Here is a 16,545-nt window from a genome sequence, read left to right on the forward strand (position 1 = left end):
ACTTTGCGGCTGAAGTGGCGGCACAAATGAAATAAACGCAGCAATGCGATCACACAATAAGGAGACTCATGAGCTCTTATCTTTTCACCTCTGAGTCGGTTACAGAGGGGCATCCGGACAAAATGGCCGATCAAATCAGCGATGCCGTCTTGGATTACATCATTGAGCGGGACAAAAACGCCCGTGTGGCATGTGAAACCTTGTTGGCCAACGGGTTTTGTGTCATCACGGGCGAGCTAAAAACCAATATCTACGCCCCCATGCAAGAGATTGCAAGAGGAGTGGTTAAAGACATTGGCTACACCGATGCGCTCTATGGCTTTGATTACCGCAGCGCAGCGGTGCTCAATGGGATTGGCGAACAAAGTCCGGACATTAATCAGGGTGTGGACCGCTTGGATGGCGAAGTGGGAGCGGGCGATCAGGGGATCATGTTTGGTTATGCCTGCGATGAGACCCCACAGCACATGCCCCTGGCCATTAGCTTAGCGCACGCCATCACTTTAGGGCTTGCCAATGCCAGGAAAAGCGCAGTCCTGCCCTTTTTACGCCCTGATGGCAAGGCGCAGGTTACCATCCGTTACGAGGGCTATGAGCCCGTGGGCATCGACACAATTGTAGTTTCCACCCAACACTCCCCCGAGATTGACCAAAAGCACTTACGAGAAGCGGTGATCGAAGAGGTCGTTTATAAGGTCCTACCCAAAGAGTTTTTAAACAACAACATCAAATACCACATCAACCCCACCGGTAAGTTTGTCATCGGCGGACCCCAGGGAGATGCAGGGCTTACAGGGCGTAAGATCATCGTGGACACCTATGGGGGTTCTTGCCCACATGGGGGGGGGGCGTTTAGCGGCAAAGACCCCTCCAAGGTGGATCGCAGTGCCGCCTACATGGCACGCTACATTGCCAAAAACTTGGTGGCTAGCGGGGTGTGCAAACGCGCCACAGTGCAATTAGCCTATGCGATCGGTATTGTGGACCCCGTGTCGGTCTACATCGACGCTCAGCACACCAGCATCCATAGCCCCCAAGCCCTCGAGGCATGTGTGCGTGCCCTCTTTAAACTCACCCCAAAAGGGATCATCGAAAGTTTGGGTTTACTGCGCCCTATTTATCGCAAAACCGCCACTTACGGGCACTTTGGACGCGAAGAATTTAGTTGGGAAAAGACCGACAAAGCTACAGCGATCGCTGATTTCTTAAGCAAATAACCAAAGTCCTTAGATTTTAAGGAGTGGTGGAGTGTAGGGGGATCGAACCCCTGACCTCAACGCTGCCAGCGTTGCGCTCTCCCAGCTGAGCTAACACCCCAAAAGCAGGCATTCTAGCACAACTTTTATAAAAATGCAAGTCTAGCCATTGAGTTCTTTGTAGTGTTTTTGGTACTCGGCTTGCATGTCCTGTTCTAATTTGGTGTACCAATCGGTACTTAAATCGGGGGTGAAGGCGGGCATGAGCACCATACGCAGATGTGTGGTGTGCGATTCGATGGGCTTAGTGTTGAAAATCTTGCGGGTATTGAGTAAGAGTATGGGCTGTATTTTCAAATACAATTTCTCCGCCAACACTCTAGCCCCCGGCTTGAAGGGCAAAAACTTTTCATTCCCCCGCCCCCGCGTCCCCTCTGGAAAGATCACCAGGGGGCGGTCTTGATCTAATTTTTCTTTGGCAATTTTAAGCAAGGATGCAAGTCCACGGCGGTCTTCTCTGTCGATTAAAATCATTTCGGGGGTTTTGAGCGCATAGCCGTAGTAGGGGATGTCGCCTAATTCTTTCTTAGCTACCCAGCAGATGTTGCGGGGGTGGTAGGCTTCTAGGCAAATGATGTCGATGATGCTTTGGTGGTTTAAGACGATTAAATTGGCACTCAAGTCAAACTCCCCGATCTTCTCTAGGGGAGAGCCCATGAGCGAAAAGAAAGAGCGGCACCATTTACGCGTCTGTCTAGAGTTGTTGTGTTTACGGGTTAAAAAGTTCATCAAAATGATGAATCCCAGCCCCAAGCCCACGACCAAAAGCGCATAAATACCCCGAATTCTACTCCACATCTTCCTTCCTCACCCAACCGATTTTTTCATCATCTGTCATGATTTTGTAATATTTGGCATGCTCGCCTATGATTTTGATATGCAAGGCGTTTGCGGGGCTTGCCAATAAAGTGGAATTTTGTGTGGGCAAGATTTTGATCGCCGCCCCTGCCCTTAGAACCCCTGTGCGGTAGGTGGAAAGCACATTCCATAACAAGACCCCCAAGAGCACCACTGCCACGACTAAGGCCATGTTTTTGTAGCGGGTGAAAAAATAGCACACTAAAGCCACCACCACCAAGCCCATTAAAAAGATATTGGAAAAGAGCAGTAGATTATTCTTGGGTTTTAAATTGCTCTGGGTACTCACGCTCTCCTCAATGGGGATGAGCGAAAAATGCAGCTCTTTAAACTGCGCCTCCTGCAAAGAAAAGTAGTTGAAGGAAATGTTTTGCATGCTCTTTGGCAAAATGCAGTAATACACTCCGCTGGCATCCTCGCCCAAATGGCTGCTCTCAAAGCCTTGCTTGAAGCCCCCGGGGATTTTAAAGTCTTCTAAATTCGCCCCCTTGGCTTGCAATTCAAAGACTAAAATATTGTGGGCAGTGTCGTATTCCTTGACCTTGTAGCCAGTGATGCCAAAGTCTGTTGCCACCACGCCCGTGTAATTGGGGTGTGCTGAAAGATCCACCACCTGTAAAGGGATCGCCGGTGCACTGGATTTATCCAAGTAGCCTTGATCTTGTACAAAGGCACTCACTTTCAGGGCAGGGATGGTTGCTTTTGTGCCCAAGACTTTATACTCATAGGCCACGCTGTAGCTGTCTGTGCCCGAAGCAATCCAGTTTGGGGTGAAATTTAACCGCTTGAGCTCTTTTGGATCGGGCAGGCTCTCCAGCTCTGCGCCTAAGAACTTTGCTCCAGAAAAGAGTATTAAATTGTATTGCACACTGATTTTTTGCCCAACATACACGGGTTTGCTGGCTAAATCCTGTAGGTTTGTTACTTTGACATACACGACCTTGGCCCGCACATCCTCGCCCTGCAGACCCACTAGGAAAAATAGAAGGCCTAGAAGATAATGCGCTAACCGGGCCCTCACAAGCATCTACTTATGTGCGCTCTCTTTGTTGGGGGCGGTCAGGATATCCCAAACTTTTAGGGTATCTATGGCGGTTTTAAGCTGGATGTCGGCGTTGATGTCCTTTTGGGTGATGGGCTTGCTCTCTTTGTCCTCCACCTTTTTGCCATGCTCATGTTTTTTACTCTCGGACTTGCTGCTCAGCGACTGCAACTCTTGTTGCAAGTGGTGTTTTAGGTCCGCTTCTTTGATGCTGAACTTGCTCTCATCTTGGGGAACATTGCCGGGGTAAACCACAATGTCTGGTTTGATGCCTACGGCCTGGATGGTACGCCCACTGGGCAAGTAATAACGGGCGATGGTGATCTTGATCGCCTCGTCTCTGCCCACGGGGAAGGTGGTTTGCACGCTGCCCTTGCCAAAGGTGCTTTCCCCGATGATGACCGCCCGTTTATGGTCTTGCAGAGCCCCCGAAACGATCTCACTCGCACTAGCCGTGCCGGCATTGACCAACACAGCAATGGGCAGATTGGGGTAGGGGGCCTTGCCATTGGCGCGGTACTCGATGTCCTCGGCTTTGACCCGCCCTTTTTGCGACACGATGATGCCGTGCTTGATAAAGAGATTAGACAAGTCGATGGCTTGGTTTAAAAGACCGCCCGGATTGGAGCGCAGATCGAGCACGATACCCTGTAGGTTTTTGGCTTTGCTAAGCTCTGTAAGCACGCCTTTGACCACATTGCGGTCAAAGGAATTGACCCGTACATACAAGTAGTGTGTACCCTCGATCTTTTTGGCGTGTACGGATTTGATTTTGATGATGTCGCGCAGCATTTTCACCACAATGGGTTTAGATTCGTTTTTGCGCACCAAAGTGAGCTCAATGGGGGTTTTTGGTTTACCACGCATGAGATTGACGGCATTGTCGATGCTCATGTTGAGCGTACTCTCTTGGTTGATTTTTAAGATCACATCCCCAGCCTTGATCCCAGCCTTAAAGGCGGGGGTGTCGTCCAGCGGCGCGATCACGGTGAGCGCGCCATCACGGATGCCCACCGTGATGCCAAGTCCGCCAAACTCACCCTCGGTTTGGGCACGAAAATCCCTAAACTTTTTGGGTGTCAAATAGGAGGAGTGCGCGTCTAAATTTGTCATCAATCCATCGATGGCCTTGTCCACAATGTCATTGATGCTGACCTGATCCACATAATAGTGCTCCACCTCTTCCACCACATTCGAGAATTTTTTTAAGGCATTGAGCCGCTCCTGGGTGGTGGGTTTGTTGTTCTTTTTAAAGATTTTGCCATGGGAGCCGTTTTGCGCCACTTCATCTTGTGGTAGGTTGTGCGCCACCAACCACATGCCTAGAATAGACGACACAAGTCCCGTTAAAAAATACTTATTCATCATGCCCCTTGTTTTTCATTCACATTAAAAAGTCCCATTTTATCGAAAAACAGACAATTTTACTAAAATATAGACATAAACAAATAAAACACCTCTAAAACATCCTAAACTGGTAGGTTTAGTCCAAACTTAAAGCCTGCTGTGGTTGGTTACTTTGTGTAGCGTTCTTGTTTTTTCTAGGGTTCTGCTGCGCCCTTAGCACCACTCTAGCGGGATTTACAATTATAATCTCTAGTGGTAGAGCAGATCCTAGCAAGGGCTAGGCAGGGTTTTACTCGATTGCAGACAAGTCAAGGAGGCAATATGCAAGACAGATACGAACTACAACAAGACCAAAATTTTGGCATTAGGTCCAATTTCTCTGTTCTGACCTATGTTTGCGGGCCATTGATGTTGTTTGCGACCTCTATGGATGCATTCGAATATAGGTTTGGCGGGCGCGCCGAGCAAACCTCACAAATTGGGTTTAATGAACGGGCGATGGACCGCAGAAGAGGGCTTTATCCCATGCAACAATACGCCACCGTGTCCGGGTATTTGGATTTAAGCATGAGCTTTTTGCCCAAGAAATCCGCCCATGTGCTGAAAGGTGGGATCGGGGGCATGGTCGGGGGCGTTTTCTACGACAGCACCAAAAACCTCGATCGGGGCAGCCAAATCTTCAACTATTTTGGTTACTACAATGGATATCTAGACGGCAACCACAACTCCATCGCCACCGATGACGACAACCTAAAGGACAGCTTCATTCGAAAAAACTCGCGCACCTACATTTGGAGCGATGCATTTTTGGAGTACCAATACAAGAATTACTTTGGGATCAAGGGTGGCCGCTACACCTCTACAATGCCCTACAGAAGTGGGAAAACCCAAGGCTTTGAGGTCTTTGGGCAATACAAACACGCCCGCTTGGTGTGGTTTAGCTCGTGGGGGCGTGCGATCGCCAGCGGTGGATTTCTAATCAACTGGTATGCCCCTAGAACCTCTTACAGCGGGGGCTATGTGAAAAACGCCCAAGGGGGTTGGACCCCTGTAGGCTACAAGCTCTCTTACGGTACACATGCTGTGAGACTCATTTACAACCAACATAAATTATTGGCGGAGTTCTTCTACTACTTCTCGCCCAAGACTTTCAACGCCCCGGGCTTTACGCTCGGCTGGGACACCAACCCTAATTTTGACGGCAAGGGTTTTAAATCAGACACCCACATCACGGCGATCTTTCCCGTATATGAGCCTTGGATGGTCTTTGGTTCAACGGGGGCGGTGAAGTATAAATACGGCACGCCCATCACCCAAACCGGCCAAAGCCTCATCTTGCGCCAACGCTTCGACTACAATAACTTCTACCTTGTGGGGACTTTTTACAAGAACTTTGGCAACCCCAACACCTATGTGGGCAACATGGGTAACCCGGCGGGTGTGCTTTTGGGGGGTAATAGCATCTATGTGGGCACGGCGGGTACGGCTTTAAAAGCCAATGCTGTAACAGGGGCGATCGCCTATGGAGCCACGCATTTTAATAAAAAGTTCACATGGCGGATGCAATGGCAGTGGACAAGCGCACCCGTGGCATGGGAGGGCCGCTACATGCTCACCCTAGGCTACAACTTCAACCAATACCTCAAAGCAACGGTCGACCTTGCATACTATGGGGTGCACACCAACAAGGGCTACCAAGCCGGCTTGAACAATCAAATCTGTATAACTTATTGTAGCGGTGGCTATCAGGATAGAAGTGCCCTTTACACAAACATCATGGTTTCGTTTTAGACGGACAAGCAAAGGGGATACGGAGGTTTGAGATCGGGGGGGCTTAAGCAAATTTTTGCTATCCTTAGCGTACAAGGGTAAATATTCTTAGATATTTGCTTGAAAATTTTAGATTTGAGGAGAGTTGATGGATAAAATAACAATAACCTTGACAAAATCCCCACAAAGCCTTTCTTCTCTAATCATGGTCATTCTTTGCGGAAGGAGGATGATGCGCGCAATGCTCTTTTGCGCGAGGCGTACCTTCAGGGTAACACAATAACCCCACCGAGTTGGTCTCACAAGTTTCTACAACGAGGGTTCTTGGGTGTGCTCTATCCAAGGACTTCACGATAGCAAAAGGATTTAAAATGAAAAAAGTTGTGTTACTCTCTAAGAGTTTAGTGGCCTATTTTGGTCTTCTGTCCCAAGCTTCCTCCATGGATTGGAAACATTTTGACCTACGGCAATTAGAGCAGTTTGCCAAGTTCAAGGCCGGGGTCGAGTCGTTTTCTAAGATTGGGTTCAATAACAAACCTATCAACACCAATAAGGGCCTTTATCCGACAGAAACCTTTGTAACCATTGTGGGGTATTTGCAAATGGACCTTCCTGAAATGATGCCTAAGCTGGCTCGGGCAAATGGCCACCATATGTCAGGGAGTCTAGGGGGCTTTGGGGGCGGTTTGCTTTATGATGGCACTAAAGACCTCATCAACGAAGCAACAGGCAAACCCTATGGGAGCATGGCGTGGAACTACTTTGGTTACTGGGGTGGGCTCGTGGGGCAAAAGCCTTGGGCGCAGTGCTGGTATGGGGCAGGGGGAGGAAGCCAAGCATCCTACGCAGGCAAAAGTGCAGCCCAGTTACAAGCCATGTCGAATGCCACAAGCATTGGGGGGGTAAACACGGCAGATTGTGTGCAAGGCTATGCCAATAATGCCCGTAACTATGTGATCTACAACGCCTACATCGACTACTCCTACAAGAACATTTTTAGATTCAGAGGCGGACGTTATGAATCGCCAGCCGACTACATGAGTGGTTACACCCAGGGGCTGGACATGACCTTAAATCTAAACCATTTTAAGTTTTGGTGGTTTAGCTCCTTTGGGCGGGGCTTTGCTTACAACGAGTGGCTGTATAACTTCTACTCGCCCAAAACCTACACTCTCGCCAATGGTAAAAAGATCAACCCCGGGGTGCATGCCTTTTACATCACTTGGGAGTATAAGGGTTTTAGTGTTGTGCCCTTTGTTTATTTTTCACCCAACAACGAATACAGCCCGTGCTTTACCCTCATGTATGACAGTAATCCCAAGTTTCAGGGGATTGGCTGGCGTTCACAGACCGATATCACGGTGCTCAACCCCATCTACGCTAAACGCTTTTGGAACACCTACCAATTTGGGATGATTGCGCACGAGACCGCGCACAGCTTGATGATCAAGCAGCGTTTTGATTACAATAACTATAACTTTGGAGGCGGGATTTACAAAAACTTTGGCAACGCCAACTGGATGATCGGCTACCACGGGAACCGCTTGGGCTTTGACTTTTGGGATAACACGGTCTACGCCAACACCATCAACTCCCTCTCTTACATGATGGACTCGAATGCCTTCACCGCTTTTCTCTTTGGTGGGGGTGTGTATAAAAAATGGCTTTGGGGTTTGATCGGCCGTTTGACCTATGGTCCCCGTGCGGATGAACAGGTTTTTGCGTTTAACCTCGGTTACGAGTTTTCTAAGCATTTTTATGCCGACATTAAAATAGAATACTATAACCAAATCATGCATCGAGGTTATAAAATTGGTTGGAACGGGCCTTTCTTACCCGATCAGCCCGCCACTGACCAAGACAGAAGCCATATCTTTACTGAGATTAAAGTGAAGATTTAATCCCGCTAGGTGCAGTTTTTGGTTTTGCGAAGTTTTGAGCCAAGTTGAGGTATGACAGATGAGCCAGATGAGCCGTACAGGCTTGCTCTTTTATGTGTGCTGTGTGTGCCCCTTGGAGGCTTTTGACTATAAATTCAGTGGGACGAGCGAGTCGGTCTCTAAGGTGGGCTTTAACCACGCGCCGATCAATTCTAAAAAGGGCATCTTCCCCACAGAGAGTTTTGTAACACTCACGCTTAAAGCCCAGGTGGACGCGAGTTTATGGGAAAACGAAAGGAATAAAATCAGTACCGGGATCGGCGGGGGAATCGGCGGGCTGGCCTACGATTCGACCAAGACTTTGATCGACCAGAGCACGGGGCAACTTTACGGCTCTAAAATGTTTTTCTACTTTGGACGCTATTGGGGTTTTTTAGACAATGCCCCATGGGTGAAGTCCAACATTGAATCCACCCGGCGCGCCCGCCCCTATGTACTCTACAACGCTTATTTGCGCTACGACTACAACCACGCCCTGACCATCATCGCCGGACGCTACTTGTCTAAAACGATTTTTTTGAGTGGCTACACCGAAGGCTTTGAGGCCTCCTATAAATTCCGCCCTTATTTTAAGTTGCGCTGGTTTAGCTCCTTTGGTAGGGCTTTGGCGGTGGGCGAGTTCATCCGCCCATGGTACGCCCCCATCACGACTAAGAACAAGCAGGGCAAGGTGGTGGATTTGGGCATCCACGCGGTGGGGCTAAACTTTGACACCAAGAAGTTTTCAGCCGTGGGCTTTGTGTATTTCTCTCCAAATACCTACACCACCCCGGGTGTGAAGCTGCATTACAACACCAACCCCGACTTTGATGGTCTAGGCTTTAAATCCCTAACTGAAATGACCCTTATCTTCCCTATTTACGCCCCCCACCTTTACAACACCTGGTACCGTGGCTCTAAGCTGGGGCGGGGCGGGGCGAGTTTATATGTCCGCCAACGCTTTGACTATAACCAGTATAACTTTGGCGCAGGGTATTTCCAAAATATTGGTAACGCCAATGCTCGAATCAACTGGTATGGTAGCCCGATTGGCATCGACTACCGCGACAACAGCGTTTACGGTGGGCTCATGGATAACATGATTTCACCTAATGCGGTGACGGGTTTTGTCTTTATGGGGGGGGTGTATAAAAAGCTCTTTTGGGGGCTTGTGGGGCGCTTGACCTTCTCGCCTAGGGCGAATGAGCAAAGCGTGGCGTGGAACCTAGGAATCAAGTGGAATCGTTACTTTTCTACTAACATTAAGCTGGAATACAACGAAGTCGACACCCATAAGGGCTACAACATTACCGACTGGTACACAAGAGACCCGAGCACGCCAGCCACGCACCAAGACCGCAGTTACTTAATGACCGCCATTAAAGCGCAATTTTAGTGAAAATTTGTAACATTTATAAAGATACTCTGCACACTCTGTCTAAAAATGGGTGTGACATCGCTCAAAGCTGTGCTAAAAGCTTTAGAGACTAAATCTAAAGGGTTGCCTTGACTACACGCTTGACTACACGCAAATTAAGCCATCTCCTCTCTTTTTTGGCTTTGCTCACAAATCCCCTCAAAGCCTTTGACATTAAATTCTCGGGACGTTTAGACAGCTTTTCTAAGATAGGTTTCAACAATTCCAAGATCAACACCAAGTATGGCATCTTCCCCACAGAGAGCTTTGTGGATGTCGTGGGCTTTGCCCAAATGAAAGTGGGGCTACTGCCCAAACACACCACAGATCACGAGCTCAGTTTCAGTTTAGGCGGAGCGATGGCGGGCATTCCCTACGATTCCACCAAATATTTGAGGGATCAAGACGGGCAAGTTTATGGCTCTGTGGTGCACAATTTCATCGGGGGCTGGCATGGGTATTTTTTTAACAAATACCTCACCCAATTATCCGGGGCTTACCACGCCCGCCCCTATGTGCTCGACACCGCTTTTTTGCAATACGATTATAAACACAAGTTTGGCTTTAAAATCGGGCGCTATGAGGCGAATATTGATTTTATGAGCGGGTCCAACCAGGGCTTTGAGTTTTACTACCGCCCGATTAAAAATCTCAAATTTTGGTGGTGGAGCTCTTATGGGCGGGGTTTGGCGTTTAACTCGTGGATTTATCAGTTCTACGCTTCAACCGCCTATGAAAAACGAAATGGGCAGTGGGCTAACTTTGGCTGGCATGGGATCACCGCCACTTATGATTATAAGAAACTAAGCGCGCAGGCGTTTTTTTACTTCTCGCCCAAGACCTACAACGCTCCGGGTTTTAAGCTCATCTACGACACAAACAAAAACTTCCAACTTGTGGGTTTTCGCTCCCAAACATTTTTAATGGTTACAATTCCCGTTTACGATTCGGGCTGGTACAACCCGCTCACTAAAACCTACAGCATTTGGGACGCAGCACAACACGGCTCGCTCGTGGGTAAATATGGAGTCACTCTAAACATCCGCCAAGCCTTTTGGTGGGACCGCTGGGCGGTTATTTTAGGGCTTTATAACACCTTTGGCAACCCAGACGCTTATTTAGGAAGCCACACCATGCCTATGGGGAACAACACCTCTTATGTTAACGACTATGTGAGCTCGAGCATCATCGGGTTTGACTTTTGGGACAACACGGCTTATGACGGGCTGGCTGATGCCGTCACCAACGCCAACACCACGACCGTCTACGGCTCCGTGGGCAGCATTTATAAAAAATTCGCATGGCACATCTTTGGACGCGTGAGCAACGCCAACCACAACGTTCAAGGGCACATTGGGCGCAGCAACGAATACTCCGCAGCCCTAAGTTTAGACTACGCTTTCACCCGTTCGGTGTTCTTGCACTTCAAGATCGAATACTACGGGGTGCAAATGCATCAGGGCTACCAAGTGGGCTACTTTGGCGCCCCCCAATTTAACAATCCCGACTTTAGGGCGAATTATCAAGACCGCAGCCACATCATGACCAACATCACTTTAAAATTTTAGACTTAGTGTGAATAAAATATTTGTAATAATATTCTATGTATTACCCAAAAATTTAAGCTAAATTGTGTCTGTTTAAGAAAAAAAATACACAAACTATATTAAAATGCGCCTACACAATCATGGTCTCGGGCATGGCTCGGCTAGAGTTTTACGGACGTGTTCTGTGTAGTTCTCTAACACTTTAGGGTTACTAGATACCTGCGATATTGAAGGCGACACCAATGAATGAAGAAAAACAACAAAAAAGGTTACGAGGCATGAAAAAGATCAAAGACACCAAATGGGGTAAGCTGGTAAAGGGGGTGCGTAAACTGCGCAACACGCTCACACCTGCCCTGCTGGCTTCCTCTTCTTTGGGGATTTGCGGTTTGGACGCGATCACCTACGAAGTGCACGGGGATCTGATCAACTTCTCAAAAGTGGGGTTCAACAACTCCCCCATTAACCCAATCAAGGGGCTTTACCCAACCGGTACCTTTGTGGAGTTGACGGGTAAATTAGAAAGCACCGTGCATTTAGGCAAGGGCTGGAGTGTGAGTTTAGGCGGGGCGCTAGGGGGCATGCCCTATGACAACACCCGTTACGACACATACGCCAAAATCCCCGCTTCTGAAATTCCTCAGGCGTGGAAAAATGGTTGTGGTGCTAATTACAATGGTCCAGATAGTGCCAACGGCTTTTGTGTGCCTTTTTGGGATCCAGGTAAGAACCCCGCATACGGTTCCTACCAATGGGCGATGGATCATGGCGGCGTAGCCGACCCTCGCGGTATCGGGTATATGTTTATGGGTGAGTGGAACGGGCTCTTCCCTAACTACTACCCGGCCAGTGCCTACACCCCCGGGCAGTCTCGTAGGTATGAAATCTATAAGGCGAATGTCCAGTACAAAAGCGACAAAATTTGGATCATCGCCGGGCGCTACGACACCACACAGGTCAAAGACATCGACTGGTTTTACCAATTGACTCAAGGTTTCTACGGCATGTTTAAACTCACGAATAAGCTGACCTTCCAAGTGTTCAGCTCCTGGGGCCGTGGTATTGCTGACGGCCAATGGATGTTCCCCATCTATCGTGAAAAACCTTGGGGCGAACATAAAGTCGGGTTCATTTACCAAGTGAACAAACACTTCTCCATCCACCCCCATGTGTGGTTTGCACCAGAAGTTTTCACCGCTCCTGAGATCAAAATGTATTACGACACCAACCCCGAATTTAGTGGCCGCGGTTTCCGCTCACAAACCACTTTCTACGGGATGTATGTTTACCAGTGGAATAACGCTATGTACGGCCGTTATGCCCCCGCAAGGTATAACACCTGGGACCCCTTCCTAGATGGCGGTAAATGGCGCGGTTTACAAGGTCCTGGCGGGGCGACCATCTTGATTAAAGAGCGCCTAGACTTTAACAACTACAATGTGGGTTTTGGTATCTACGACAACATCGGTAACCCGAACCCCAACATCGGTACCTATGGTAACCCCGTGGCGATCGATGGTGTCGAACAATGGACGGGTGGTATCTACTCACTAGGGTTTGCGTCTATCAACAACATCACCGACGCCGATGCTTTCACAGTTTATGCGAAAACCGGCGCGGTGTATGGCAAGTTTGACTGGGAATTGGCCGAAAGGTACACCACAGCTCCTCGTGCGGACGGTCAGGCTCTAGCCCTCTATCTTGACTACCAGTTTGGCAAACACATCAAAGCCGGGATCAAACTTGAATGGTTCTTCCAAGTCATCCGCGCAGGCTACAACCCAGGTGTGGGCTTTTTGAGCTACATGGGGCAACCTTTGAGCTTGAACACAGGTGTGTTCTCAGCCGCGGGCTTTGCGCAAGGTCCGCAAAACACAGGGGGCATTGCCCACACTGTTTGGCAAGATCGAAGCCACTTGATGACCCACATCAGCTACAGCTTCTAAGTCTTATTTTTTGCCTTAAGGGGTGTCCCCTTAAGGTATTCTTGTTATAATACCCCGCCTTAGTTTTCATAAATCTATCTCGAGCAGGTCGCCATGCAAGTTCAATTTAGAGGGAACCGCACCGCCCATAAGTGGCTTGTTTGCATGCTCCTTGTTTTAGAACGCGTTTTAGCCTTTGACATGAGCATCAGTGGGAAGCTGAGCAGTTATACACTCTATGGCTTCAACAACAAACGCTACGACCCCTCCAAGTTCATTTACCCGACCGGTAGCTACACCTCGCTTTTAGCCGAAATGAATGTCAGCATGGACCTTTATAAGGGTTTGCACGCCGAGGTGGGTGGCATGCTCTCCGCCCTGCCCTACGACTCCACTGCCTATCAAGGCAACGACATCCAACCCGGACAACCCGGCGGTCCAGGAGATTTTTATAACCACGATGGCGGGATTTATTGGGAATACATCGGGTGGTATGCCGGCCATAGCGGTTTGCATGTGCAAAAACCGCGCTACGCGATGGTAAACAACGCCTACATCAGTTACGACTATAAGGGCATTTTTGGCATCAAGGGGGGGCGTTATGAGCTTTCCGATTACGATTGGTTCACCTCCTTTAGCCAAGGCGTGGAAGGCTATGTCAAATACAAGGACTATAAACTGCGGGTGCTCTACTCGGATGCAAGGGCATCTGCGTCTAGCGACTGGTTTTGGCCTTTTGGGCGTTACTACACCAGCGGCAAGCCCCTGATGATCGCCGAGTTTAGATACCAAAAAGGCCACTGGAAGGTCAACCCCTATTTTTACTCTATCTTTGGGCGCATGAATGCCCCCGGGATCAACATCACCTACGACACCAACCCCCATTTTAGGGATAAGGGTTTTCGCTGGGTGGGCACTTTTGTAGGGTTCTTCCCCTTCTTCCCCCCCTCTGGCCGGGGCTATGACATGATTTTGTTTGGGCAAGAAAAAATGGGCAAGGCGGGCCAGACCCTCTTTTTCCGCTCTCGTTTTTATTACAATAAATGGATCTTTGGCGGTAGCATTTATAAAAATATCGGCAATGCCAATGGCGACATTGGGATTTACGGCGACCCTTTGGGTTACAACATGTGGACCAATACGATCTACGATGCCGAGATCAACAACATTGTGGGCAAAGACGCGCTCAATGGGTTTTTATACTTCGGTTCGCACTTCCACGGCTTTACTTGGAAGGTTCTAGGCCGTTTAACGGGCTCGCCTCGGGCCAACGAGCAAAGCGTGGCACTTTTTCTAAGTTATTTTTTGAGCCGCTACAACTTAAAATTTGATTTGAAACTGGAGTATTACAACAACATTACCAAAAAAGGCTATTGTCTTGGTTTTGGCTATGGTCCCACGCCCAATACTTGTGGATCATGGGACCCCGCGACCAACAACTTCGCCCCTCGTCTGACCCGCAACATCGACTCAGACCGTAGCCACTTGATGTTCACTGTTACCTACGGGTTTCAGCTCCTCTAAGGCAGTAAAGACACTAAAAGATCTGGTGTTTCACTGACATAAGCCATGGCATTGGAGTAGCTCAAGGCCTCGATCGCCCCCGCCCCGTAGGCGTTGTTTTTGTAGGGCGTGAAGATGCCGTTTTCTAACCACCCTAAGACTAAATGCGTTCGTTTGCCCTTAAGCTTTAAGGGGCTGTTTAACTGCACTTTGATGAGGGGTTCTTGCGTGGCAGAGCCCGCTTGTTTTAAAAGAGCGGGGCGCACCAGGGCTAGAAAGGTCAGCACACAGCTTAAAGGGTTGCCTGGCATGCCAAAGATGCGCTGATCCCCCACACTGGCACATAAAAGGGGTTTGCCCGGCTTGACATCCACCCCGTGGTAGTGGATTTTTGCGCCTATTTGGGTCAACGACTCTTTAAAATGGTCCTTATCACCCACACTCACCCCCGCGCTGCTAAGGAGCACATCGTAAGCTAAGGCGTTTTTCAGGCGAGTCACTTGTGCTTGCAAGTCGTCTTGCAAATGCCCCAAATGCACAGCCTCAAAACCCAAATGGCGCAAAAGTGCCACCAACACAACGCCGTTTGTGTCATAAACTTGGTGCTTGTGAGCTGCGCTGCCTAAAGGCACAACCTCATCCCCACTGCTAAAAACCCCCACTTTTAATTGTTGATACACGCTAAGGGTGGTGGCCCCTTGAGAGGCGAGCAGAGCGATGTCCCCGATTTTTAAGCGCGTGCCTTGTTTTAAGAGCAAATCCCCCGCCTTGATATTTTCTCCCTCATAGCGGATATTCGCGCCCTTGTTAAAGCCCAGCGGAGCGTATGCGTGGGTGGCACTGTATTCTTGCATTTGCTCAATGGGCACCACCACATCTATGCCAGTAGGCACCAGTGCACCGGTCATGATTTTCACACACACTCCAGCGGGCAAAGTCTCTAGGGGGCTGCCCGCATAAATGCTCTTGGCAATGGGCACGCTTTTGCCTAAATCCTCCAAACGAAAACCAAAGCCATCCATCGCCGAATTCGTGGCTTTGGGCAAAGGGTCTTTGGCGTAAAAATCTTGGGCTAAAATGCGCCCGTGCGCTAGAGACAACGCCACCTCTTGCACTTTCAGGGGGATTTGGGGCAAATTCAAACCAATCTCTAAGGCCTCTTGAAAAGAAATTAAATCCATGAAACACCTTCTAAAATAAAGTTGTGATCGCCTCAAAGGCTTTTAAAAGTTCATCCTTGAAGCGGTGCATGAGCGCGCCTAAAACCAAGATCAGCCCCGCTAAGGCGATGGCGATCTTAAGCGGAAAGCCCACGGCAAGCAAGTTAAACTGCGGGTGGGTTTTCATGATCATGCCAAAGACAATGTCGCTAAACATCACCACGGCCAACACGGGAAAGGCCATGCTAAAGCCCACGACAAACAAATGCCCTAGGGCTTGCACGCTCGCCTTGACGATGTGGTTGGTGAGTACAAAGCCACCTAAAGGGACTTGCTCTAGGCTGTGCTGCACCCATAAGATCACCAAGTGGTGCATGGAGGTTTGCAGCATGGTTAAAATAGCTAGAAGCAAGACTACTTGTCCCACCACCGCCTTTTGGGCCCCCGAGACGGGGTCGTAGGCACTGGCCATGGTTAGCCCCATAGAAAAGCTGATTGTGTCCGTGGCAAAGGCGATGGCGTTAAAGATGACATGCAAAAAGAAAGAGGCACACAGCCCCAAAAATGCCTCTGCACAGCAGGCGATTAAAAAATCCTCGGCCCCCAAAAATACGGGACTAGGGGGCATGGAGGGGTAAAAGACCAGAGTTAAAAAAAAGCTCAAAGCCCCACGCACAGACACCGGGATCAAATTATTGTCAAAAAAGGGAAAGAGCGCAACCACCCCGCTTAAGCGCAAAAAGAGCAGTAAAAAACCCTGCACATGGCGATCGCTCATATAGGCTAACCAATCCAACATAG

At 49.0% G+C, this 16,545-nt stretch carries 12 protein-coding genes and 1 tRNA gene; 7 read left to right on the top strand and 6 right to left on the bottom strand.

Features of this window, described 5'->3' with window-relative positions; all coding sequences use genetic code 11:
- Nucleotides 1-68: 68 nt before the first annotated feature.
- Nucleotides 69-1,217, top strand: a complete 1,149-nt coding sequence (metK, locus tag AOG36_RS01520) for a methionine adenosyltransferase (protein WP_053825389.1) — start codon at nucleotides 69-71, stop codon at nucleotides 1,215-1,217.
- Between the two features lie 24 nt (nucleotides 1,218-1,241).
- Here the strand turns inward: metK and AOG36_RS01525 are convergent.
- The 4 genes from AOG36_RS01525 to AOG36_RS01540 form a co-directional block, all read right to left on the bottom strand.
- A tRNA-Ala gene (locus AOG36_RS01525) sits at nucleotides 1,242-1,317 on the bottom strand.
- A gap of 41 nt (nucleotides 1,318-1,358) precedes the next feature.
- Complete coding sequence (locus tag AOG36_RS01530; protein ID WP_015106009.1) at nucleotides 1,359-2,054, bottom strand: 1-acylglycerol-3-phosphate O-acyltransferase; 696 nt, start codon at nucleotides 2,052-2,054, stop codon at nucleotides 1,359-1,361.
- On the bottom strand, nucleotides 2,044-3,135 hold the full coding sequence (locus AOG36_RS01535; RefSeq protein ID WP_231850668.1) for a hypothetical protein: 1,092 nt from the start codon (nucleotides 3,133-3,135) through the stop codon (nucleotides 2,044-2,046). The genes AOG36_RS01530 and AOG36_RS01535 overlap by 11 nt, the downstream gene beginning before the upstream one ends.
- Nucleotides 3,136-3,141: 6 nt before the next feature.
- Complete coding sequence (locus tag AOG36_RS01540; RefSeq protein ID WP_015106011.1) at nucleotides 3,142-4,521, bottom strand: S41 family peptidase; 1,380 nt, start codon at nucleotides 4,519-4,521, stop codon at nucleotides 3,142-3,144.
- Between the two features lie 390 nt (nucleotides 4,522-4,911).
- On the opposite strand from AOG36_RS01540, the gene AOG36_RS01545 reads away from it, so the two are divergent.
- From AOG36_RS01545 to AOG36_RS01570, 6 genes are all read left to right on the top strand, one after another.
- Nucleotides 4,912-6,294 carry an outer membrane family protein gene (locus AOG36_RS01545; protein ID WP_053825537.1) on the top strand — a complete coding sequence of 461 codons (1,383 nt, stop codon included), beginning with the start codon at nucleotides 4,912-4,914 and terminating at the stop codon, nucleotides 6,292-6,294.
- Between the two features lie 419 nt (nucleotides 6,295-6,713).
- Nucleotides 6,714-8,174 carry an outer membrane family protein gene (locus AOG36_RS01550; RefSeq protein ID WP_231630348.1) on the top strand — a complete coding sequence of 487 codons (1,461 nt, stop codon included), beginning with the start codon at nucleotides 6,714-6,716 and terminating at the stop codon, nucleotides 8,172-8,174.
- A 58-nt stretch (nucleotides 8,175-8,232) separates the two neighbouring features.
- Nucleotides 8,233-9,588, top strand: coding sequence for an outer membrane family protein (locus AOG36_RS01555; RefSeq protein ID WP_015106014.1), 1,356 nt, complete (start codon nucleotides 8,233-8,235; stop codon nucleotides 9,586-9,588).
- 110 nt (nucleotides 9,589-9,698) lie between these two features.
- Complete coding sequence (locus AOG36_RS01560) at nucleotides 9,699-11,177, top strand: outer membrane family protein (protein WP_015106015.1); 1,479 nt, start codon at nucleotides 9,699-9,701, stop codon at nucleotides 11,175-11,177.
- Nucleotides 11,178-11,434: 257 nt separating this feature from the next.
- The gene (locus AOG36_RS01565; RefSeq protein ID WP_247598574.1) at nucleotides 11,435-13,102 is read left to right on the top strand and encodes an outer membrane family protein; all 1,668 of its coding nucleotides are present in this window, start codon (nucleotides 11,435-11,437) and stop codon (nucleotides 13,100-13,102) included.
- 144 nt (nucleotides 13,103-13,246) lie between these two features.
- Nucleotides 13,247-14,605, top strand: a complete 1,359-nt coding sequence (locus AOG36_RS01570) for an outer membrane family protein (RefSeq protein WP_015106019.1) — start codon at nucleotides 13,247-13,249, stop codon at nucleotides 14,603-14,605.
- Here AOG36_RS01570 and AOG36_RS01575 read toward each other — a convergent pair.
- Both AOG36_RS01575 and fliR read right to left on the bottom strand, forming a co-directional pair.
- Nucleotides 14,602-15,765 carry a molybdopterin molybdotransferase MoeA gene (locus tag AOG36_RS01575; RefSeq protein ID WP_015106020.1) on the bottom strand — a complete coding sequence of 388 codons (1,164 nt, stop codon included), beginning with the start codon at nucleotides 15,763-15,765 and terminating at the stop codon, nucleotides 14,602-14,604. The genes AOG36_RS01570 and AOG36_RS01575 overlap by 4 nt on opposite strands.
- Before the next feature lie 10 nt (nucleotides 15,766-15,775).
- Nucleotides 15,776-16,543: a flagellar biosynthetic protein FliR gene (fliR, locus tag AOG36_RS01580; RefSeq protein ID WP_015106021.1), complete on the bottom strand. Its 768-nt coding sequence runs from the start codon at nucleotides 16,541-16,543 to the stop codon at nucleotides 15,776-15,778.
- Between the last annotated feature and the right edge of the window lie 2 nt (nucleotides 16,544-16,545).

The organism is Helicobacter heilmannii (assembly GCF_001283065.1).
Lineage (GTDB): Bacteria > Campylobacterota > Campylobacteria > Campylobacterales > Helicobacteraceae > Helicobacter > Helicobacter heilmannii.